Below are 21,740 nucleotides of genomic sequence, written 5' to 3'. Positions count from 1 at the left end.
GATCAGAACAGAAGGATAACCCCGCCAGAGCCTGAATTATCGCTATTATGGTTGCCGCCATGAGCTGCTGAATTGGTATGGGCAAATTCAGCGACAAGGTTCAGCCAGTCCGTCAGGCTGTAATAGGCGGCCCCCACTTCCGACTGGTTGCGTCGGACGAGCATGGAGTCATTTTCGCCCGGAGCCTGATACAGATTGCTGACGCCGTAGCTCCCCACCAGTTTGAATTTCTTGGTGAAGTTATACATGGCCTGCACATAATAGCCTTCTGATGAGCGTTTGCGGCCGTTGGCGGCTACACCGTCAAAGAAGAGAGCCGTGGTGCCCAAGCCGCTTCCACGATAATAATATGCAACGCCCTGAAAGTTTCTGTAGGTGAATTTTGCGCCAATTTCGCCAGCTTCCGCCATGGCGCTTCTATGTTCGTTTTCGGTGATCGTATCGCTGGTCAGGCCTTGATGATGCTGGATCAGGAAGCTGGCCCAAAGGCGTGTTTTTATACCGCCAATAGCAAAGTCATAGGTCGCCTTGCCTTGCACCATGGGTGAAGAATGTTGCTGAGATTGAGCCGAGAGGCCTTCGCCGGCGAAATTGAACTGGTCCAGTGGCTGGAACACGCCCACAGATCCCTGTAGCCCGTGATAGGTTGGAGAGACGTAGGAGATTTGTGGGATCCAGTCCGCATAAACATAACCGACACCGATACGGCCCAAAGAGGTATTGCCGGGGGCGGCATTACTGCCTGTTGAACCCACGCTGAGCAGCGTGGCATCGTTCAGGATGGCATCGCTCCCGAAAATGGCCAGATCACGCCCGACCTTGAATGTTCCCACCTGTTTGGTGCCAAACGTGACGTATACTTGACGCAAGTCTATGCCAGCAGTGCCCAAGCCAACTGGGCTACCGCCTGTATTGGCGTTGAAGGCGCCGTTCTTCGCGTTGTTCACGCCGGGATACATGCCCAGCACAGCAGACATATCAATGCCGGACTGCGTGGTACTGAGCTTAAGGATAAAGCCCGCCGGGAGCAGACCATTGCGTACTGAGGAGGAGTCAAAGCCGCTTGACCCAGTGGACACACCACCCGCTACCGGGCGGCCACCTGCAGGGCTGTTATAGGTATAAAAACCATTTACGAAGCCGGAAAAATTGATGTCAACCGGGCCAGCCTTAAAGGTTAAGCCTTTGCCGGGCACGTATTTGGCCACCCGCACAACGCTGGAACTGTTAAGGGCGTTCTGGGTAGAAAGCATGGCCTGTTGCGCGGACCGTGCACTGGCTTCAGCTCGATCAGCCGCGTTCTGGGCGCGGAGCGTGGCACTGTCTTCCTGTCCGGGGTCAAAACGGATGCCGTCTTCATAACCTGCCCGTACTGTGTGAGCGGAGGCATGCGTTACGCCGCGCCGTGCGGATGGTGCGGGGGCTGTGCGCACGGCTGTACGTGTTACGTGTTGTGGTGCTGCCGCACGGTGAATGTGCTTGGACAGCAATGTGTCATACTCGTGCTGGGTCAGGCTGCCTTTTGCGCGCAGAATGTCCAGCAGGTCACTATAATCATCTGCCAACCCAACTGACGGGCAGGTAAGCGGGAAACAAACCGAGGCGGCAAGAAGGGTCGAGAAAAAAAACGGCTTCTTGTGAGCCATAGCGGTATGCTCCTTGGGGTGATTTCCTTTCTGTTGAGGAACAGCCCCGTTGCCGTCAACATGGTGAGGACTACACAAACATGTGTAGGCAAACCTGACGTTTTTCCCGTCCATTCAAGCAAATGTTATGAATGAACGGGTATCCCGTGCGTGCTGCCAGAAACGTCAGAAGTATGATAAAACGCGAAAGCATGGGAAAACTATTTTAAATCAATTAGTTAATGAAATTTGTTACGCATAAAAAATGTTATAACACGATGTAAGTAATGGTGCTCTGCAAGCTTTCCCCCGTGAAGAAGAAAGGGGAGGTATGATAAGATCGAAGCTTGCAAACTGAGCGAAAATTTGCAGTGCCATAAAAACCGGGGCAGAATTCTGATGCGAATAGCCCCGTCATCACGATTATTTTATCAAGTACGAGACGCCGGAACCACTCTGTGCCGGACCACTTCCCCCACGATAAGAAGGGCAGGGCTCGTTACGCCGTTGCCTCGGGCTATGTCCGGTAGGGATGCCAGAGAGCCGGTGAAGACACGCTGTTCAGGGGAGGTGCCTCGTTCCACAAGTGCTGCTGGCCAGTCAGCAGGCAGGCCGTGTGCTTGCAGTTGTGCGCACAGGTCAGGCAGCATGCTGAGGCCCATATAGATAACAACAGTTTGCCCCCGGAGGGCTATTCTGTCCCACGCCAGTTCCAAAGTGCCATCGGCGCGTGCATGACCCGTTATGAACAGACAGGCCTGAGCGCAATCCCGATGGGTTAGGGGAATACCAGCATAAGCGGCACAGCCATTGGCTGCAGAAATACCCGGCACAATGCGGAAAGGCACCCCGGCAGCAACAAGTGCCTCCATTTCCTCTCCGCCACGACCGAAGATAAAGGGATCTCCTCCCTTTAGCCGTAAAACACGTTCACCGGCTTTGGCGCGGCGGATCAGTTCTTCATTAATTCCTTCCTGAGGCAGGGTGTGCCGGTTGCGCTGCTTGCCAACAAACACGCGCTCCGCGTCTCGTCGGACATAATTGAGAATATTTGGGCCAATCAGGTTATCGTATAAAACTGTATCGGCATCCTGCATCAGGCGGAGTGCTGCCAATGTCAGAAGGTCAGGGTCTCCGGGTCCGGCGCCCACAAGCCAGACTTCACCCTGTGGCGTATGGCCCTGCGTAAGGTGATCCAGCTCTTCCGCTGCGGCCTGTGTTTCACCTTTCAGAGCCAGATGCTGGCCTCGGCCATCCAGAAAACGCTCCCAGACCTGCCTGCGGTCAGAGGAGGCGGGTAGTTTTTCACGCAGAGGCAGGCGCTTGTCCTGCATAAACTCTACCAGCCTATGCAACCCGGCAGGTAGTACCTCCTCAATCCGGGCTCTTAGGCGGCGTGCTAAAACCGGAGCTGCTCCACCTGTGGAGACGGCCACCTGTACAGCGCCGCGTATCGATAGAGCGGGCGTTATGAAACTGGAAATCCCGGGATCATCCACTGCGCACACTGGCACATTTTGCGCCTGACAAACGGATGCTATGTCGCGGTTCAGAGTGGCATCGTTTGTTGCCACATAGACCAGCCTGCACCCGACCAATCGTGCTGCGACATCCTGTGGCGTTACGTCTATTGCCACGTGATGGATGGCGCCATCTTCGGCAAGGCGCTGCAATTCTGGTGTGAGGTTTTGGGAAAGAACCTCAATTTTCGCACCGGTGGGGGCAAGTAGCTGTATTTTATTGGCCGCGACATTGCCGCCACCAATAACAAGCACACGAGCGCCGTCCATGCGGAGCACGATAGGGAACCAGGTTGTATGCGATGATGATCGTTGCATAATCAGATCAGCAAGCAGGCTTGCGCTTGTATGGCAAGTCTTGAAGGCGAAAATGACTGGAAAAAAATGCTATTTCTCGCTGTATCAGTCTTCTGCCATCATGGAGCCGCTATCGGGCAGGAGATAAGCGGGGATACGGGCCCGACTCTGCTTTTTTTTCCAATGTGTTTAGTCTGACCCAATTACAACGCGTTATGGCATTGAGCGACAACAGCTTGCATTTGAGCACAGAGGATCAAAAAGGAAACGCATGACATCTTCCACGACCGTTACAGTGCCGGATAATGAGCTGCCTCAGTATGCTGGGCATCCTGTCAGGTTTCTGCTTCGCTATATGCGGCATCGTGCTTTTGCGCATGTCATGGTTTTTGGTGCCGTGGGGGTGGCCATTGCGTGCTCCGTCCTGTCGTCTTACGGCATTCGGCATCTGGTGGACATCATGACGGCCTCTGGTGCCGGTAGTCCTGGCCGGAGCGTCTGGCAGGCCGTCGGGCTGTTGATAGGTCTGATTATCGCCGATAATATTTCCTGGCGTATCGCTGGCTGGTTTGCCTCTGGCACGTTTGTAGCAGTAACGGGGGATATACGGCAGGATCTGTTCCGTTTTCTGACAGGCCATTCTCCAGCCTATTTTGCAGACCGGATGCCAACGTCCCTTGCTGTAAGCATTGCCACGGCCGGTAATGTCAGTTTTGTTATGGAAAACATGCTGGCATGGAATGTGCTGCCGCCCGCACTGAATGTGCTGCTGTCTGTTATACTCATGCTTTCGGTTAGTGGCACGATGGGGTGCGTTACCGTAGTGACGGCACTTGGCCTGTGTTTTCTTATGTTCAAGCTGGCAGTCAGGGGCCGCAGGTTGCACGGCCTATATGCAGAGGCAGCCGCCGGACTTGAAGGCGAAACATTGGATGTTATGGGCAACATTGCTCTGGTGCGCGCTTTTGGGATGCGTAGCCGTGCGCTTTTGGGATGCGTAGCCGTGAGCGCATGCGCTTTAATATGCTGGCTCAGCATGAAATGGGGCAGAGGCTGAAGTCTCTGCGCTACATGGAGCGGTTGCGTATGGTGCATGCGGCCATGACCGCTGTGCTGACTACCGGTTTATTACTGTGGGCAGTGCTGCTGTGGCAGTGGGGGCAGGCCACCGTCGGGCAGGTTGTTATGGTTATCACGCTGGGTTTTGCCATTTTGCATGGCACGCGTGATCTTGCGATGTCCTTGGTGGAAACAATCCAGCATAACGCCCGCCTGTCAGAAGTGCTGTCAGCACTTCTGATCCCGCACGATATGCCAGACGCTGCCGATGCCACAGTGATGGCAGGGCCTGTTAAAGGGGATGTGGATTTTCGGGATGTCAGTTTTTCCTATCCCAATGGCTCTCAGGTCCTAAACGACTTTAACCTACACATTACGCCCGGTACCCGTGTCGGGCTGGTTGGGCGCTCGGGCTCAGGTAAAAGTATGGTGCTGGCATTGTTGCAGCGGTTGCGTTTTGTGAATGGCGGTAAAATTCTGATTGATGGTCAGGATATTCGCGGCCTGACAGATGATGCGTTGCGTAGCTGCCTGTCCATAGTGCCGCAGGATGTGTCTCTCCTGCACAGAAGTGTGCTGGAAAACATCCGTTATGGCCGCCCTGACGCAACAGATGCCGAAGTGCAGTCCGCAGCGCAGGCTGCCGGGTGCCGAGATTTTATTGAGGCCATGTCAGAAGGATTTAACACCATTGTGGGGGATAGGGGGGTCAAGCTCTCTGGTGGTCAGCGGCAGAGAATTGCCATTGCCCGAGCCTTCCTACGTAATGCTCCCATCCTTATCCTAGATGAAGCCACCAGTGCCTTGGATACAGAGAGCGAAGAGCATGTTCAGCAGGCGCTGGATCGCCTTATGATCGGGCGAACGGTGATTGCTGTTGCGCACCGGCTTTCAACATTGCGGAATTTTGATAGAATTGTCGTGATGCAGGACGGCAAGATTGTGGAGGATGGCCCTCCCAGTGTGCTGGAGCAGCAAGACGGCCCGTATAACTACTTCTTGAGTAAACAGGTAACCCACGCATGACCATGCAGGATGCAGCCCTTTCTTCCCACGCAGACCGTCCGTCAGGGCGGGGGGCTCTTGCGGCCTATGCGTACCAGCAAATTAGGGACCGGCTAATTCATAGCCAGTACAGGGGTGGGGACAGGCTTGTACTCCGGCCACTAGCAACATCCCTCAACCTTAGCCCTACGCCTGTGCGTGAGGCCTTGTTGAGGCTTGTGTCAGAGCAGGCGCTGGAACTGGATGAGCGGAATACAGCGCGAGTGCCAGCAGTCTCTCGCGCCATTTTTCTGGAAATTCACGCCTTGCGCGCAGATATTGAAGAACGTCTGGCCCGCGACGTGGCAGAGCATGCAACCGTAGAGCAGATAGATATTCTGAAGGAACGGCATGATGCCTTTATACAGGCGTATCAGGCGGAAGATTCACACGGGACGGCTGTCGCAAACGCGGCGTTTCATAATGCTGTGGCAGATTTTTCCAACCTAAGCCTGACAGCCGGTATTGTGCATGGGCTCTGGACGCGTATTGGCCCAATTTATGCCGTGGCAAATGGTCTGCCAGATATCAGCCCGGCAGATGCGCACCATCCTCATTTACAGCTTATTGAGGCGTTTAGTCAGCATAATCCGGCTGCTGCGGGAGAGGCTATGCGCAAGGACTTTGCTCAGGCTCAGTCTTGGCTGGAGCCGTTCCTGCCGTAATAGGACGAAAAGATAAAAGCCCAACAAAAAAAAGCCTGACACATATCTGTGCAGGCTTTTTTAGTATCATGCCATTTGTAGCGTAGTGGCGTTATGCCTTTGACGCTTCTGGCGCTTTGCTTTTAGCGTCGGTCAGGCCGGGGACTTCCACATCAATCTCAAGTGTGGAGCAATGGGCACCGCGATCAAGCTTGATCTGAACCTTGTCCTTATCAACTGCAACGTGGCGTTGAATAACTTCCATAATCTCACGGTGAAGCTGACCCAGAAGGTCATCTTTCCCATCGCCTACGGAAATGCGTTCATGGGCAAGCAGGATCTGCAACCGATCGCGCGCGACGGGAGCTGAAGAACGCTTTTTAAAAAGACTGGAAAGAAAGGAGCTCATGCAACTCTCCTTTTGAAGAGCCAGTCGAGCAGGCCCTTACGTTCTGTAGGGATGGTTACTTCCAGCTTTTCACCGTTCAGGCGGCGTGCAGCATCCGTGTAGGCGCGGGCAGGCGCGCTCTCAGGTTCAGCAATAGTTACCGGCGCACCGACGTTGGAGGCGCGCAGTACATCGCCACTTTCAGGGATGATACCGAGAAGGGGAATGGAGAGAATATCCAGCACGTCATCTGTGCCCAGCATGTCACCGCGCGCTGCGCGCTGTGGGTCATACCGAGTAATCAGCAGATGCTTATCTATCTTATCGCCTTTTTTGGCATGTGCTGTCGTGCTGTCCAACATGCCGATAATGCGGTCGCTGTCACGTACGGAGGACACTTCCGGGTTGGTGACAATAACGGCCACATCGGCGTGGTACATGGCCATCTGTGCGCCGCGTTCAATGCCGGCGGGGCTATCGCAGATAACCCAGTCGAACTTTGAGCGGAGTTCGTTGATAACTTTTTCAACGCCTTCAGATGTCAGGGCATCCTTGTCCCGTGTCTGGGAGGCAGGGAGGAGCGACAGATTTTCGACGCGCTTGTCTTTGATCAGGGCCTGCGCAAGGTTGGCATCACCCTGAATGACGTTGATCAGGTCAAACACAACCCGGCGTTCTGCTCCCATGACTAGGTCAAGGTTACGCAAACCAACGTCAAAATCGACCAGAACAACTTTTTGGCCTGCTTTGGCAAGCGCGGCCCCCAGGGCGGCGGTTGTTGTCGTTTTGCCGACCCCACCTTTTCCTGACGTGACGACCAGAACCTTTGACATTGGTCTTTTTTCCTCTTTGTCTTACGCGGCAAGTGCCATCATCAGGATATGACAGCTATGTTGAGGCTAGGATACAATCTACCGTTAAAAAGGGAACGGAGAATATGGTACAAAATCTTAATAGTTTCAGATAAAACGTTTGTTATTACGTAACGGAACGAAAAACGATGGTTTCACCATCAAGAAGTACCTGTGTTGGTTTGCCATTGTGGTCTGCTCCCATTTCTTCCGCTGTTGCGTAAAACCCATCAATAGCTACCAATTCGGCAGCAAGATGGCGGGTGAAGATCCGGGCGTTCGCGTGGCCACCAATGCCAGCAATGGCACGCCCCCTCAGAGCGCCATAAATATGGATAGACCCTCCAGCTGAGACTTCCGCCCCGGATGAGACGGAGCCAAGAATAATGACATCTCCATCTGGCCAGACAATATGCTGGCCAGAGCGTACCGGTTCCTCAATAAGCAGGCTTGTGGGCGGCGGCGGGGGGATGTTCTCTTCGGGAACTTCCATCTCTCCAGAAGAGCGGCCGCCAACAAAGCTCTCGGGCCATTCCCAATCGGCAAAGGCTGGCCAGTCTCTGTCACCATTTTCTATGCCGATAATACGAACGCCGCGTTCTTCCAGAGCACTTTTCAGGTAAGGCAGATTGGGCGTGTCTGCGGTGACACGGCTGAGGTCTAGAATAATAGGCTTACCCGAAAAAAAGCCTGCTGAGCGTGCCAGTTGAGCATCAAGGGCGTTTAGCCAGTCTACCAAAGGGGCTTCTGGCGTGAGGGTAAGGGCCAGAAAAGACCGGCCAGACAATCGGATACGGGGAAGAGAGGACGTGCCGGACAAAGGGTATGGTCTCGCTGGATAAGGTCGGGTCAATACAGCCTAGTGGTATAGGCCAGCCCGCGCTCTGTCGAGTATCCGGGGCTGTGCACTGAAAGTTTAAGCACATTTGATGGTGCTTTATGTCATTTAACCTCTGGCAAGAGCGGAGACAATGTCATAAATCTGTTGCATGCGTACCCTCTTTCATCATCCCATTTCTCCCTATTGCCGCAAGGTGCGCCTTGTACTGGGTGAAAAACGTCTGCCGTTTGAAGCTGTTGTCGAACGGGTGTGGGAAGAACGTCCCGAGTTTTTAGCTCTCAATCCCGCAGGGGAAGTGCCTGTGCTTGTTGAGGATAACGGGCTGATTGTTCCTGACTCGCACGTGATCTGCGAATATCTGGAAGAAGCGTATTCAGATACGCCACTGCTCGGCCGGACATTGGCCGAACGTGTAGAGGTACGGCGGCTTGTTGCGTGGTTTGATGGCCATTTCGCTAAGGAAGTGACGAACCGTTTCATTACGGAGCGCGTACTGAAGCGCCTGAGCGGCCGTGGCAACCCGGATGGCACCGTGCTGCGCGAAGGTTATGCCGCCATGAAGCCAAACCTGAAATACATGAACAGTCTGGCTGAAAACAGGAACTGGCTGGCTGGGAACTTCCTGTCTATGGCGGATTTTGCCGCTGCTGCGCACCTGTCCTGTCTTGATTTTATTGGTGATATTGATTGGTCGCGCGCACCTGCGGTGCGGGACTGGTATGCCCGCATGAAGTCTCGCCCCTGTTTCCGGCCCCTGCTGGCGGACCGCGTTTCTGGCATTACACCGCCGGATTATTACGCCAACCTCGATTTCTGAAGAAAGTAACGCTCTCTTGGTAGATATGCATGGCGTGGGTGTACGCACGCCAGACGTGCTGATTATTGGTGCCGGGGCTGCAGGCCTTATGGCCGCCTTTACCGCCGCCCAAAAAGGCAAGCAGGTTATTGTTATTGATCACTCACCGGAAATTGGGCGTAAAATCCTTATTTCTGGCGGTGGCCGCTGTAATTTTACCAATAGAGATATCAAGCCTGAGCGCTTTATTTCTCAGAACAAGCACTTTGCCCGTTCTGCCCTGAGCCGCTACAAACCGGCAGATTTTCTGGCTTTGGTTGAAAAGCACCGTATCCCTTGGCATGAAAAAAAGCTTGGGCAACTTTTTTGCGATAATTCTGCACAAGATATCCTGTCTATGCTGTTGGCTGAATGTTCTACCGCCGGTGTGCGTCTGTTTACGGATGTACGGGTCAGGGACATCAGTCGTTCAGATAAGTTTAGGGTGGAAACGTCACGCGGGACCTTTGTAAGTCCTGCGCTGGTGCTGGCTACAGGTGGCCTGTCCATTCCTAAAATTGGTGCAACAGGCTTTGCTTACGATGTGGCAAAGCGCTTTGGCTTGCCAATAGTTACGCCCGAACCAGCCCTGGTGCCATTTGTTTTTGGCGGGATGGATCAGGGATGGATGCACGAACTGGCTGGTGTGTCTCTCCCGGTAAAAGCATCCTGCGGAAAGATCGCGTTTGAGGAAGCCCTGCTGTTTACGCACCGGGGGCTATCTGGTCCGGCGCTTTTGCAAATTTCGTCCTACTGGCATGCGGGAGAGCCAATCAGGCTAGACCTTCTGCCGGGGCAGAACGCAGAGCAACTGGTAGGCGCGTTGAAGGCAGCCAAAGGTAAAATGCGTGGTCCGGCGGCGCTTGGGCGGTGGTTGCCGCAACGCCTTGCGCAAGAGATGGCTCGGCAACATGTGCCCGATCGGCCGGTGGTTGAGTGGCCGGACAAAACTATTCGTGCGTTGGCGGCCTCTCTCCATCGTCTCGATATTTATCCAACCGGTACGGAGGGTTTTGCCAAGGCGGAGGTTACGCGCGGTGGGGTTGATACGAGAGCCCTTTCGTCCAAAACCATGCAGGCAGAAAGTGTTCCGGGGCTTTATATTATTGGGGAAGCTGTGGACGTCACAGGGTGGCTTGGTGGCTATAATTTCCACTGGGCATGGGCAAGTGGCCACGCCGCAGGCATGGCCATTGCTGAAGGGTAACAGCTAACCTTCTTTTTTGCGTTCTGCCGCAAGCTCAAGCGCCCGCGCATAAACTGTGCGGCGTGGTAGCCCTGCGGCTGTTGCCGCCAGCGATGCTGCGTCTTTTACGGAATGTGTTTCCAGCAGGGTGCGCAAAGTTGTGTCCAGATCATCCTGCGTGGTTTCCGTTTCCTCCGCTGGGCCAAGAAGAAGCGTGATTTCTCCACGTGGCGGATTTTCCGCGTAAAATGCGGCAAGCTCTGCAACGCTTGCCCGTTTGACTTCCTCAAAACGCTTCGTCAGTTCCCGGGCAACGGCGGCAGGGCGTGTGGGGCCAAAAATTTCCGCCATATCAGCCAGCGTTTCTGCCAGCCGGTGCGGGGCTTCGTGCCATATTAATGTTGCTGAAAGGCCAGCGCGCTCAGCGGCATGAAGTTTGGCAAAGCTTTCCTTACGTGCGGCAGAACGCGGAGGGGGGAAACCGACAAACATGAAGGGGTGCGGGGGCAGGCCAGACAGAACCAGCGCAGTCAGCGCCGCGTTGGGGCCGGGAATAACAGTAAGTGACACGCCTGCATCAATTGCAGCACGTACCAGCCTGTAGCCGGGGTCTGAGAGCAGAGGCATACCTGCATCAGAAACAACGGCAATATGGGTGCCGTTTTGCAGTCGCTCAATCAGTGCTGGCACACGTTGGCGTTCGTTATGTTCATGCAGGGCTTCGGTACGCACAGAAATCCCGTTTTCGATCAGCAGGCGGGCCGTGGTGCGTGTATCTTCGCACAAAACAACGTCTGCGGCGGCAAGAGCCTGTACAGCGCGTGGGCTGAAATCACCCAGATTACCAATTGGTGTGGCAACAAGTGTCAAGCTGAAGGCACGAGGGGCATGACTTGGGCTGCGTCCTTCGCTATGGATAGCAGGGTCCCGGTCGCATTGTGCATCAGACCGGTTGTTTTCGGAGGACGAACTGGATGATGACACGCGCCTATTCTTTCCTGTCAGAGGTTGGCTTGACCAAGCAGCCGTATGGTGGTCTGGCGGCAAACGGCTTAACACGCAAGAGCGGAATGGCTGTACTGGGTACAATGGGCCTGCTGCTTGCCGGATGTGCCGACCACTCTGGCCCTGCTGGCTCCAGTGTTGAGCCTGCAAAAATAAGCCACAAGGTTGGTGTGCTTCTGCCGCTGACTGGCCCGAATGCGGGGTTGGGGCGCGAACTGCTGTCTGGTGCGCAGCTTGCACTGGGGGATGCGCCCGCTCAGCCGACAGTACCGTCTGCTCCGAAAGCGGCGGTCCTTCCAGCGCAAATGGACGTGCATGATACTGCCGGACCAGGTGGGGCCTCTGCTGCGGCTGCGGCTGCTATTGCAGCAGGTGACGGTATTTTGCTTGGCCCCTTAACGGCAGGAGACACAGCCGCGGCGGCGCCAGCGGCCCTAAGCGCCAACGTACCCGTTCTGGCGTTTACCAGTGACATCACGCAGGCCAAACCGGGCGTTTGGGTTATGGGCATTACGCCTGAAGACCAGGTGCAGCGTCTGGTGGCTCTGGCTCACAAAACAGGCCGGAGCCGTTTTGCGGCTCTGCTTCCGGATAATCCTCTTGGCCATGCTCTGGGTAACGGATTACGCGCCGCCTGTCAGGAGCAGGGGCTTATTGCGCCAACTGTTATTTACCATACAGGCACCGAGACAAATATTACGGCTATGATGCGCCAACTAGCGGCCTATGACAGCCGTCTGGCTGAAGCAAAAGCCACTACAGGCGATGTAAAACCCGATACGGACACGTCTTCAGACAAAGCATTGCCAACAGACCTTGCAGCAGCCCTCAATTCCAACGGCGCAGATACGGCCGCAGCACCAAAGCTGGGCGCGCCGCCATTTGATGCGCTGCTGCTGGGTGATACCGGGCTAGCTTTGAAAAATGTAATATCTGCCCTGAATGATTCTCAAATTACGTCGGATAAGGTTCGTATTCTTGGCCCAGGCCTGTGGGCGGCGTTTGCAACCAAGCTCGGAGCATTGAAAGGTGCTTGGTATGCTGCGCCAGATCCATCTTCCCGGCAGACATTTGCGACCCAGTTCATGGCGCGTAACCACCATATGCCACGCCCATTGGCCGATTTGTCTTACGATGCCGCCATGGTCGCTAAAACCACAGCGCAAATTGCTCCCTCCGGCTATCCAGTTGACGTGCTGACCCGCCCAGAAGGCTTTGCCGGGGTGGACGGGCACTTTACCTTGCAGCCTAATGGGCAGGCCCGCCGTGCACTGGGTGTGTTTGAAGTGACTGGCGGTGGAAATAATGCCAAACTGATTGCGACCTCCTCCTCTCAAGTTGCCGGTTGAGGAAGAGTATTTTTAGGGTGACGTATAAAACGGCACCCTAAAAACGAACGGTCTTTTCAGTTTGGAGTGTGGTATAAATTTTTCAAAAATTATTGAAATACACACTGTGTTTAAAAAGGCATCTTATTGAAAAACAATAAGATGCCTGACAGGTCTTAGTTATTCAGCGCACCACAAGTGGACGCAACGGGTTTGCCTGCCATGACGGCTGCGGTGAATGTTGCAGAATCAGGCAAAGAGGCATTGACGGTCTGGCTATGGTCTAGCCCTTTGTAAACATGGGCTTGCACGTTTGAACCGGCCGTACAGGCGGCTTTGACAAGTGCAAATTGAAGTGCAGGCGGAACATCTCTGTCTTCAGACCCTGTGCCGACAAATAGAGGCTGAGCCAGTTTGAGCGTGGGATACCGCATATCTGCAATAGCGGGTGCCATCAGTTTGCTGAACTCGGGTTTGATGGCATTCTGGAAATTAAGGCCCTCATTTCTCACCTGTTCTGTCAGCTGGCTCACGCAACTTTGCGCTGCTGCGCGATAGGCAGGCATGGCTTTAGCCGTAAAGGCTTCCTCCGGCGTAAAGGCTGCGTCATGCGCTGCAAGGCCGTTGGCAAGGTACAGCGCGTAAACAATGAGCGGGTTAAAGCCAGTTTCAACCTTTCCATCAGCAGGTGGCTTCAGGAGTGCGGCCATCAGGGCAGGGTCCAGATAGGGAACGCCAGTTGCAACCGTGCCAGGGATATCAATATCTGGGGCATACTCTGGTGCAAAGGATGCTGAAGCCACTGCGGCACCACCCCCTTGAGACTGCCCGACTATCATGACTTTATTTTTGAGAGGGTAAGAGGAAAGGGCTGCCCGTACACCATCCAGCACGCTGTAAGCTTCAACACGCGTATTGAGATAAGGATGTACGCCCGATGTGCCCAGCCCCTGATAGTCTGTGGCAACAATAGCAAAGCCACGCTTCATCCATGCTAACAGATAGATGCGGTTACGCTCGGTATAAGGAGCCAGAGAGGGGGCGCACTGGCTGTTAACACCTACAGTACCATGGGCCCATGCAACAATTGGCCAGCCGCCTTTTGGTGCTTTTCCTTTGGGTAAAATAACTTCTTCAGTCACCGGAACCAACCCCTTCTGGGTCAGGCCATCTGTTGAAAGATAGGTGACACGGTAGGCTGTGCCCGCATCTGGCAGACTGAAAGCAGGGGAAAGCGGCTCAGCGCTTATGACATGTCCCGCTGTTTGGGCAGATAGCGCGGGTTCAGCATGGGCAAGTGCTGTTGTGGCCAATAAAGCGATACCAGCGGCACAGTGGCGTGTGATTTTTTTGACTGAAAAAGAATGCATGCAGATAGTCTCATTTATTCAGGTTTTACGTTGCGAGTTAAAGACAACGGAAAGCCAAGTTGCTGAGAGAACTCTAAAAACAAGTAAATCGTATTGTAAATTATTTTAGGTGTCAAACAGCCATAGTGCTGCACATTAAAAAGTAATTTTTGAAATGGAATGAATGTTTTGTGAAAAACGGATGTACGTTTCCTTATGCGGGAGGCGTGTGCTCAGGTGACAGAACTTTTACCGCCCCCCGGATGTTCCCCGCGGCCATGCTACCAGCAAGAAGTGCTGTCTCATCAATATCAAGCAACGGGTTGCGCGCCATATAAAGCAGGGATTCCAGACCCATGGTGAGTGTGGAGGCAGCAATAAACGTCATGCGGTCGGGAGAAATTGTGGAAATAGGAATAAGCCGTAACAGGTGCTGTTTAAGATTATCCAGCATGTCCCGTGTTTCTTTCATGGTGAACAGGCGGGCACGAATATGGTGCTGGTTTAGTTCAAAAAAGCTTGGGGCACCGTTTATGCTTAAAAGTTCACGTAACACCGCGCCATGACTTTTGGTCAGCATGGTTTCAAGGTCATCGGCTTCAGTGCGCGTTTGCAGAACGGTCTGTTTGACGCGTTCTGTAACGCGGACCAGAAGAATATCAAAAATCCGTTCTTTTGTTTTATAGTAATTATAAAAGCTACCGGGTGATACATTGCTAAGAGAAACAATGTCCCGCACCGTTGCCGCATCCAACCCCAAAGAAGAGAAAATCTTCCAGGCAGCACTTTCAAAAGCTTCTTCTTTGAAAGACCGCGTCATCTCCCGTTTTTTTGACGCCCGGTAAGACTTGCGTTTTGTAGGAGTGGCGTTGGAAGAGGAGGGCTGGGGCATGCTCAATGGCTTCTGTGCTCCTTTGTTGCCCGCGTACTGATGGGCGGGCAGAAAAGGGAAAAGGGGAAGTATTTTCTAATACGAATTATGTCATAACGCTACGCGATAAACCCTTAAAAAATTTATCACTTCTGCCCAGCGTCAGGCCGCGCAGAAGTGCTTGGCCATTCATTGGCATTCCAGCCTCCGCCAAGTGCGCGCGCGAGTTGTACTGTTGCCAGCGCGCGTTGTGTTTGTGCAGTGGCAAGATCATCCTGCGCGGCAATTTTCTTCATACGGGTTGTAAGAACATCCTGCATGGTAAAACGTCCGCCTTCATAAAGCCCTTTGGCCTGAGACGTTGCTGTGGTTAAGGCTGCAACTTGCGCGGTCAGATGCGTCGTATTTTGGTCTGCACTGAAGCGGTTTTCGTAAGCGTCTTCAATTTCACTTAAAGCGGTGAGAACTGCTTTGTCATAATGTGCCACGGCTTGATCCAGTTGGGCATCTGCTGCGTTAATCTGAGCATGGATGCGTCCTGCTGTAAAAAGCGGAAGGTAAGCATTCACGGCCATTAATCCGCCGGAGCCGGAAACACCGGGCAGGCCGTCAAAACGAAGGCGACCGTCTCCGCCAAAAAACTCTAACCCAAAGCGCGGGAGCAGATCTGTCTTAGCGCTGATCAGGCGCTGGAAGTTGGCTTCCAGAATATTCTTTTGTAACCGGACATCAGGCCGCCTTTCCAGCACGGTTGATGGCAGGGTAGCGGTGGGCACGGCAGGGACGGTGTACGGTAAGCCGCCAGAGAGCGGTAGTTCAGGGGCCTGCTCCGGCGGAACACCTGCCAGAATAGCAATACGGTGACGGCATGCATCCAGATAAGCGTGCAACAGAGGTTGCTGTGCCAGAGCACTGTCTATTTGCGCCTGAATGGTCTGAACATCAGCCTGAGTTGTCTGGCCTGCGTTGAAGCGGGCTGAGGCATAGTGCTTGAGGCTTTGCAGTGTCGTAATTGACTGCTCCAGCAGGGCTAGTCGTTGCTGGAGCCCCCGAGCCGTCAGGTAATTGGCGGCCACATCAGCGGCAATGGCCATATGTGTACCGTGCAAAACTTCCTCGGTTGCCAGAGACATATGTTGGGCAGCCCGTTTGGTCGCTGTTTTACCACCCCAGATGTCAGGCTCCCATGCCATGGTCAGCCCTGCTATATGACCATCTGTTGCAGGGTCCTGAATGTCGGGGGAAGCCATTTTCAGCAGGGGTGGTACTGGGTGCCGCCAATCCATGCCGCCACCCATCATAGACCCCATAACGCCCACCGTAGGGTAGAGGGCGGATTTCGCTTCCTTTGTATAAGCTCGGGACTCCCGCACACGTGCTTGGGCACTCTTTATATCCAAGTTGGCAGCAAGCGCCTGCTCAATAAGGTGGGACAGCAGAGGGTCCTGCCACGCGGTCCACCATTTGGTCAGGTCCGTGTCAAGCGTTGTTGAGGGAAGAGCCGCAAAGTGGCTGGGAACCGTCACGCTTGCTGTTGGATGTGGCGTTGTGAAAGGTGAGCAGGCCGCAAGGCTGGTACATACAAGGCTGGACAGCAGCAGGCGGGCGGAATGCACGGGTAAAGAAGGCATCGGCGTTCAGTCCTGACGAGCAAGCATGGAGCGAAAACGAGCAAGCGCCATGACAAGGAAAAGAGTGGAAGACAAAATAATGGCCAGCAGGGAGGGCCAAATGCTCTCAAGCCCCGCACCGCGATAGAGAATGGACTGCGCAATTTTTACGAACTGCGTGGTCGGAAAAAACCGGACAAGAGATTGGATAAGGTCGGGCATGCTTTCAAGCGGTGTGGCTGCGCCTGACAACAGGTAGGCCACGGCATAGACTGGTACAACCAGAAGCCCGAACTGCGGCATACTGGGGGCAATGGTTGCCAGCATCATGCCAAGGGATGTGACTGAAAACAGATACAGCACCAGACAGCCTGCAAAAAGCAGTTGTGACCCCGCGATAGGCACGCCCAGCCAGAGGTGAACGGTGAGCCATAGGGATAGCAGGCTGGCAATGAAAATAACCGCCCCGTTGGCCAGAATTTTACCAATGGCAATCTGGCTGGCGGAGACAGGTAACACCAGCAAATGCTCCATGGTTCCATGCTCGCGTTCACGAATAACCGCAGCTCCGACCAGCACGATTGAAAGAACTGTTGCGTTGGTGACAACCTGCATGACGGAGGTAAACCAAGCTGACTCACTGTTGGGGTTGAAGCGGATGCGGCTGTCGATTCCAAACGGCATCAGGCTGGTTATAGAGGGTAAATGAAGTTGAGCCTGAACTTCACCCAGAAAAATTTGTTGTAGATACACGGCACCAAGCCCGGCCTGCGTCATAGCTGTGGCGTCAATCAATTCCTGTACGTCCGGGGTGCGGCCTGCCAGCACGTCCGCTTCAAAGCGGGGGGGAATATCGACAACAAAATTGAATGTCCCATCATCCATGCCAGCACTGGCGTGGGCGCGGTCTGTCAGGGTTGGCGGCTTGAAATAAGGAGGCAGAACCGCAGACCGTAAATGGCGGGAGAGCGCAGAATGATCTTCATCAATAAACGCCACTGTTGCGTTTGAGACATCAATTTTCACGCCATGCGCAACCTCAATGATAGCAGCGGAAAAGGAAAACACGATCAGTCCCAGCAGCACGAAGTCGCCCATAAGGCTGTGAAATTCCTTGCGGCACAGCAGGCTGACATTAATAAACCAGCGCAGCATTACGTATCCTGCTTTTTAAGGAAAAGGCGGGCTCCGGTCATGTAAAGAGCAGCAAAGCCAATAAGGGCTGCATACATGCGCCAGAAAGCGTTCAGCTCCAGCCCCTTTGTAAAACACCCAAGACTGATAAGCTGGAACCATGATGCCGGAAAAAACTGGCTGATCAGGTACGTAACGCCAGACAGGGTAGAGACCGGGTACAATAACCCGGAAAAATTGGCGGAGAGGATAAGGCAACTGATAGCCGTGCCAAAAATGGCCGCCACCTGAGAGCTGACGAACGTAGAAATAAGCAGCCCAAACCCCGTGCAGGCAAAAATATACAGCGTGGCCCCAATAGTCAGCGCAACAAAAGAGCCCTTAAGGGGAACGCCAAGCAACGTGGTGGAAAGCAGGACGAGCACCAGATACGCCAGCACGGCAAGGGCAACATAGGGCAGTTGTTTGCCTATGAGATATTGTCCTGAACTGGCCGGGGAGGCGTACAGGTTCATGATGGAACCAATTTCTTTCTCACGCACCACGCCAAGGGCTGTCAGCATGGTGGGAACCAGAATAAGCGCCAGCATGATGGTGCCCGGTGTCATGGCGTAGATGCTGCGAAATTCCTGATTGTAGACAAAGCGTGGTGTAATGCTGACAGGCATAAGGCTGGACGAGACAGAGCGTGGCAGTGTTTTCTGCATTGAGGCCGCGTAACTGAGCAGCACCGCATCGACATAAGAGCGGACATTGGCGCTCAGAAACGGCATAGAGCCATCAATAATAACCCCTAGCCCGGGGTGGCGTCCTGCAGCCATGTCCCGCCCAAAATTGGCGGGAATATCCAGACCAAATGCTACTTTTCCCTGCTGAATACGGTTCTCCACGGTCTCCCAGTCTGGGGCATAGGAGACTTCATGAAAATACCGAGACCCGCGGAACTGCTCAACCAGTTCGCGGCTGGCGTGGGTTTGGTCATGATCCGCCACAGTGTAGCGAATGGAGTTAATGTCAAACGACACACTGTAAGCAGAAATGAGCAACAGAATGGTTGGCCCAAGAATGGCAAACATCAGGCGTAGGCGGTCACGGGTCAGTTCAACCCCTTCTCGGCGGGCAAAAGCCCAACAGCGAGAAAACCAGCTGATGAAAGGAGAGATCGTTTTGGTCTCAGCGTCCGGAGTTTCTAGTGGGGCAGGCGGAGCAGCGGTAACACCTGCACTGTTACCCGCAGTTTCCAGGCACTTAATAAACGCGTCTTCCAGCGTTTGCGTGCCAGCCTGTTGGGTAATCTCTTCAGGTGTGCCCATGGCCAGTACTTTCCCTTTATCCATAAGAGAAATACGGTCACAGCGTGCAGCTTCGTTCATGAAATGGGTGGAGACAAAAATAGTGACATGCTGCGCACGGGATAAGGTAGCCAGATGCTTCCAGAACATATCCCGCGCCGCAGGGTCTACACCAGAGGTGGGTTCATCCAGAATCAGGATGTCGGGGTTGTTAATGCAGGCTGCGGCAAGCTGTAGCCGCTGGCGGTAACCAAGAGGCAAACCGGTAGGCCGACTGTCCGCTTCCTCCGCCAACCTGAAGCTTTCCAGCATGGTTGTGACACGCTGCTTGGCTTCAGCTTCGGACATACGGAAAAGCCGGGCCTGTAGCATGAGGTTCTGGCGTACTGTCAGTTCTTCGTAGAGAGAAAAACCTTGTGACATATAGCCAATGCGCATGCGCGTTGTCATGTCACCTGCTGTGACAGGGTGCCCGAACATTTTTGCGGTGCCACTACTAATATCCAGCAGTCCGGTCAGCATTTTCATGGTGGTGGACTTGCCGCATCCGTTCGAGCCAAGAAACCCGAAAATCTCGCCACGGCGAATACGGAAGCTTACATCATCCACGGCTTTGAAAGACCCGAATTGCCGGGTCAGATTTTCAGCATCAATGACCGGAGGGCTGCCGTCATCCTGATATGGCGGGATGGTAAAACCAGCAATTTCCTGCTGGTCTTCCTGCGGAAGCAGGGACGTATAGGCGTCCTCCACACTGGTCGTGTTGGTCTGGCTCTTGATGGCTTGTGTGGTGTCAGAGGCCAGAATGCGACCGCCATTCATGGCAACAAGCCACGAGAAACGCTCAGCTTCATCCATGTAGGCAGTTGAGACAATGACGGTCATGGACGGGCGCTCAGCGCGCATCTGGTCAACAAGTGCCCAGAACTGCCTGCGCGATAAGGGGTCCACACCGGTTGTCGGCTCATCCAGAATAAGCAGGTCCGGATTATGCACGAGCGAGCAGCATAAACTGACTTTTTGCTTCATGCCGCCAGACAGTTTACCTGCAGGCCGGTCAGGGAAGGGGGCAAGGCCTGTGGCGTCCAGCAAGTGCGTAATACGGCTTTCGCGCGTAGCGGCATTCAGGGCAAACAGACGGCCAAAAAAATCAATATTTTCCCGAACAGAAAGCGTGGGGTACAGGTTTTTCCCCAAACCCTGCGGCATGAAGGCCAGCCGAGACAGAAAAGCCTCGCGCTCAGGTTTGTTTCGGACATTAACGCCAAGGGTATGCACCTCCCCCTGTTGGAGGTGCCTTACCCCAGCAATAAGGCCTAGCAGTGTAGATTTACCAACCCCGTCCGGCCCTACAAACGCAATGGTTTGTCCTGCTGGTAGGCGGAGGGAAATATTGTGCAGAACCTGCTGGCCACCATAACTGTGGCAAACGCCTTCCAGCCGGATTTCAGAGGTATTAGGGCTCATACTTAAATGCCATTCTGTTGTGCGGCGGTGGGCCACGCAACGTCCTGCCGTTCACGAATATAGCCGTTGCCGGTCATGCCTGCTTTCAACACGCTGCCCAGACGCTTCTGCTCCGCGGCAGTGACACGGAGCTTGACGCGGTACATCAACTGCTCACGCTCGGTTGCTGTTTCAACATATTTGGGCGTGAACTGGGCCTGCGTATCAATAAAGGACACAGTGGCGGCAACCGGCTGGTCAAGCCCGTCAAACTTGATGCGGGCTTCATCACCGGTTTTCAGGCCACTGATGGCTTTGGTCGGGAAAAAGAGGGTCATGTATGGGTCAACGGGGTCCAGCATGGCGTAAACCCGGCCGCCGGGGGCAAGAACGCTGCCAGTCTCCACTACCCGGTATTCAATACGGCCTGCCACAGGAGCGTGAATGGTCATATCATCCAGTATGGACTGAATCTGCTGCACTTGCGCGGTAGCACCAGCTTGCGCGTGCTGAGCCTCCTGCACGGCGGCAGTTGTAGCGGCCACGGCGGATTGTGATGTTTCAACCTGTGTGCGGCGCTGCGTAACTTCCATATCGGAAATCAGGTTCTGGCGGCGCATGGCCTGAGCGTGGCGGAGTTCATCCTGCGCCAGCCTGAGGGCTGACTGTCGGGCTGTAAGTTCAGCCATTGCACGTTGGGCAGAGCTTCCAGCCCGGTCCAACTGCGCTTGCGCCTGCGCACGCTGGGCAAGTACTGTGCCAGTATCTTCCTGTGCCAGCACTTGACCCGCAGCCACAGTGTCACCCTCATGAGCGGTCAGGCTGATGATGCGGCCGGGATATTTTACGGCAACATCTACCCTCGTGAACTCAAGACGACCATTACCATAAATAATACCATCAGGAATGCGGTTTGTTTCTTGCTGGCGGTGCCACGCATAAGCCCCCCCAATGAGAACAAGAGCGGATGCGGCAATAAGCGTTATTTTGGCAGGAGCTTTCACAATAAACCTTGCGTGGCAAAAAACAGATGAGGAACGAGGAAGAGGGGTTTGACGTGAAGAACGAACTATCTATAATTTATGACAGAAACGTCAAGTTATTATTTTAGAATTTGAATGGGAATAGAGAACCAAATAAGTCCTCATTGAAGGTAAATAGTTTTTCCTGTTTCTAAGTAAATTCGTATTTTCAAAAATAATATTGTCATAAAAAACAATCAAATTTAACCCATTTAAAATTGACAAGGTGTTCGTTTTTTATATCCTTGTCGGCACTTTGTTAACGATGCCTGCGCGTGAGGCTGATGTTTGTTTTTGCAGAGGCATCATGCCACGCATGCAACGGGAGAGCGCATAATGTTGTTGATTTTCACTGAGAACTGGGTTCTTCCGCACTTTTCGTGATGGGTATTT

16 protein-coding genes and 1 pseudogene are annotated in these 21,740 nt (G+C 53.9%); 5 read left to right on the top strand and 12 right to left on the bottom strand.

Annotated features, from left to right (window positions below; all coding sequences use genetic code 11):
* Positions 1–2 precede the first annotated feature (2 nt).
* Positions 3–1,646 (bottom strand): porin, encoded by a 1,644-nt coding sequence (locus ACTIDN_RS08800; RefSeq protein ID WP_441376746.1) that lies wholly within the window; start codon positions 1,644–1,646, stop codon positions 3–5.
* A 410-nt stretch (positions 1,647–2,056) separates the two neighbouring features.
* The gene (gene cysG / locus ACTIDN_RS08795; protein WP_441376745.1) at positions 2,057–3,463 is read right to left on the bottom strand and encodes a siroheme synthase CysG; all 1,407 of its coding nucleotides are present in this window, start codon (positions 3,461–3,463) and stop codon (positions 2,057–2,059) included.
* A 250-nt stretch (positions 3,464–3,713) separates the two neighbouring features.
* Here cysG and ACTIDN_RS08790 point away from each other — a divergent pair.
* Together ACTIDN_RS08790 and ACTIDN_RS08785 are read left to right on the top strand one after the other, a co-directional pair.
* A pseudogene (locus tag ACTIDN_RS08790) lies at positions 3,714–5,527 on the top strand (ABC transporter ATP-binding protein).
* The gene (locus tag ACTIDN_RS08785) at positions 5,524–6,210 is read left to right on the top strand and encodes a GntR family transcriptional regulator (RefSeq protein ID WP_415508646.1); all 687 of its coding nucleotides are present in this window, start codon (positions 5,524–5,526) and stop codon (positions 6,208–6,210) included. The pseudogene ACTIDN_RS08790 and the gene ACTIDN_RS08785 overlap by 4 nt, the downstream one beginning before the upstream one ends.
* A gap of 91 nt (positions 6,211–6,301) precedes the next feature.
* Here the strand turns inward: ACTIDN_RS08785 and minE are convergent, their stop codons facing one another.
* From minE to minC, 3 genes are all read right to left on the bottom strand, one after another.
* The gene (gene minE, locus ACTIDN_RS08780; RefSeq protein ID WP_415508645.1) at positions 6,302–6,598 is read right to left on the bottom strand and encodes a cell division topological specificity factor MinE; all 297 of its coding nucleotides are present in this window, start codon (positions 6,596–6,598) and stop codon (positions 6,302–6,304) included.
* Positions 6,595–7,410: a septum site-determining protein MinD gene (gene minD / locus ACTIDN_RS08775; RefSeq protein ID WP_415508644.1), complete on the bottom strand. Its 816-nt coding sequence runs from the start codon at positions 7,408–7,410 to the stop codon at positions 6,595–6,597. Before minD ends, minE begins: the two co-directional genes overlap by 4 nt.
* 145 nt (positions 7,411–7,555) lie before the next feature.
* Complete coding sequence (gene minC, locus ACTIDN_RS08770) at positions 7,556–8,248, bottom strand: septum site-determining protein MinC (RefSeq protein ID WP_441376744.1); 693 nt, start codon at positions 8,246–8,248, stop codon at positions 7,556–7,558.
* Positions 8,249–8,417: 169 nt separating this feature from the next.
* Between minC and fzlA the strand changes: the two genes are divergently transcribed.
* Together fzlA and ACTIDN_RS08760 are read left to right on the top strand one after the other, a co-directional pair.
* Entirely contained in the window at positions 8,418–9,086 is a 669-nt protein-coding gene (gene fzlA, locus ACTIDN_RS08765) for an FtsZ-binding protein FzlA (RefSeq protein WP_415508642.1), read from the top strand.
* A 25-nt stretch (positions 9,087–9,111) separates the two neighbouring features.
* A complete protein-coding gene (locus tag ACTIDN_RS08760) occupies positions 9,112–10,311 on the top strand; it encodes an NAD(P)/FAD-dependent oxidoreductase (RefSeq protein ID WP_441376778.1) in 1,200 nt (399 codons plus the stop codon).
* Between the two features lie 3 nt (positions 10,312–10,314).
* On the opposite strand, the gene rsmI is transcribed toward ACTIDN_RS08760, so the two are convergent.
* Positions 10,315–11,274 carry a 16S rRNA (cytidine(1402)-2'-O)-methyltransferase gene (gene rsmI, locus ACTIDN_RS08755; RefSeq protein ID WP_441376743.1) on the bottom strand — a complete coding sequence of 320 codons (960 nt, stop codon included), beginning with the start codon at positions 11,272–11,274 and terminating at the stop codon, positions 10,315–10,317.
* Here rsmI and ACTIDN_RS08750 point away from each other — a divergent pair.
* The gene (locus tag ACTIDN_RS08750; RefSeq protein ID WP_441376777.1) at positions 11,268–12,644 is read left to right on the top strand and encodes a penicillin-binding protein activator; all 1,377 of its coding nucleotides are present in this window, start codon (positions 11,268–11,270) and stop codon (positions 12,642–12,644) included. The two genes, rsmI and ACTIDN_RS08750, sit on opposite strands and share 7 nt — an antisense overlap.
* Positions 12,645–12,799: 155 nt before the next feature.
* Here ACTIDN_RS08750 and ACTIDN_RS08745 read toward each other — a convergent pair whose 3' ends face one another.
* From ACTIDN_RS08745 to ACTIDN_RS08720, 6 genes are all read right to left on the bottom strand, one after another.
* Positions 12,800–13,993 (bottom strand): lipase family protein, encoded by a 1,194-nt coding sequence (locus ACTIDN_RS08745; RefSeq protein WP_441376742.1) that lies wholly within the window; start codon positions 13,991–13,993, stop codon positions 12,800–12,802.
* Positions 13,994–14,186: 193 nt separating this feature from the next.
* Positions 14,187–14,864 (bottom strand): TetR/AcrR family transcriptional regulator, encoded by a 678-nt coding sequence (locus ACTIDN_RS08740; protein ID WP_441376741.1) that lies wholly within the window; start codon positions 14,862–14,864, stop codon positions 14,187–14,189.
* Positions 14,865–14,989: 125 nt separating this feature from the next.
* Positions 14,990–16,474, bottom strand: coding sequence for a TolC family protein (locus ACTIDN_RS08735; RefSeq protein ID WP_441376740.1), 1,485 nt, complete (start codon positions 16,472–16,474; stop codon positions 14,990–14,992).
* A gap of 6 nt (positions 16,475–16,480) precedes the next feature.
* Complete coding sequence (locus tag ACTIDN_RS08730) at positions 16,481–17,608, bottom strand: ABC transporter permease (protein WP_441376739.1); 1,128 nt, start codon at positions 17,606–17,608, stop codon at positions 16,481–16,483.
* On the bottom strand, positions 17,608–20,346 hold the full coding sequence (gene rbbA / locus ACTIDN_RS08725) for a ribosome-associated ATPase/putative transporter RbbA (RefSeq protein ID WP_441376738.1): 2,739 nt from the start codon (positions 20,344–20,346) through the stop codon (positions 17,608–17,610). Before rbbA ends, ACTIDN_RS08730 begins: the two co-directional genes overlap by 1 nt.
* A gap of 2 nt (positions 20,347–20,348) precedes the next feature.
* Entirely contained in the window at positions 20,349–21,329 is a 981-nt protein-coding gene (locus ACTIDN_RS08720) for an HlyD family secretion protein (RefSeq protein ID WP_441376737.1), read from the bottom strand.
* Positions 21,330–21,740: the final 411 nt, after the last annotated feature.

It is taken from the genome of Acetobacter sp. (genome assembly GCF_052102375.1).
In the GTDB taxonomy this organism is placed as follows: domain Bacteria; phylum Pseudomonadota; class Alphaproteobacteria; order Acetobacterales; family Acetobacteraceae; genus Acetobacter.
This window is presented reverse-complemented; position numbering and strand designations above follow the sequence as displayed.

Excerpts from the sequence above, each read along its gene's own strand:
- ACTIDN_RS08800 (WP_441376746.1), bottom strand. The coding sequence starts at position 1,646 with ATGGCTCACAAGAAGCCGTTTTTTTTCTCGACCCTTCTTGCCGCCTCG.
- cysG (WP_441376745.1), bottom strand. The coding sequence starts at position 3,463 with ATGCAACGATCATCATCGCATACAACCTGGTTCCCTATCGTGCTCCGC.
- ACTIDN_RS08785 (WP_415508646.1), top strand. The coding sequence starts at position 5,524 with ATGACCATGCAGGATGCAGCCCTTTCTTCCCACGCAGACCGTCCGTCA.
- minE (WP_415508645.1), bottom strand. The coding sequence starts at position 6,598 with ATGAGCTCCTTTCTTTCCAGTCTTTTTAAAAAGCGTTCTTCAGCTCCC.
- minD (WP_415508644.1), bottom strand. The coding sequence starts at position 7,410 with ATGTCAAAGGTTCTGGTCGTCACGTCAGGAAAAGGTGGGGTCGGCAAA.
- fzlA (WP_415508642.1), top strand. The coding sequence starts at position 8,418 with ATGCGTACCCTCTTTCATCATCCCATTTCTCCCTATTGCCGCAAGGTG.
- ACTIDN_RS08760 (WP_441376778.1), top strand. The coding sequence starts at position 9,112 with ATGCATGGCGTGGGTGTACGCACGCCAGACGTGCTGATTATTGGTGCC.
- ACTIDN_RS08750 (WP_441376777.1), top strand. The coding sequence starts at position 11,268 with ATGACACGCGCCTATTCTTTCCTGTCAGAGGTTGGCTTGACCAAGCAG.
- ACTIDN_RS08745 (WP_441376742.1), bottom strand. The coding sequence starts at position 13,993 with ATGCATTCTTTTTCAGTCAAAAAAATCACACGCCACTGTGCCGCTGGT.
- ACTIDN_RS08740 (WP_441376741.1), bottom strand. The coding sequence starts at position 14,864 with ATGCCCCAGCCCTCCTCTTCCAACGCCACTCCTACAAAACGCAAGTCT.
- ACTIDN_RS08735 (WP_441376740.1), bottom strand. The coding sequence starts at position 16,474 with ATGCCTTCTTTACCCGTGCATTCCGCCCGCCTGCTGCTGTCCAGCCTT.
- ACTIDN_RS08730 (WP_441376739.1), bottom strand. The coding sequence starts at position 17,608 with ATGCTGCGCTGGTTTATTAATGTCAGCCTGCTGTGCCGCAAGGAATTT.
- rbbA (WP_441376738.1), bottom strand. The coding sequence starts at position 20,346 with ATGAGCCCTAATACCTCTGAAATCCGGCTGGAAGGCGTTTGCCACAGT.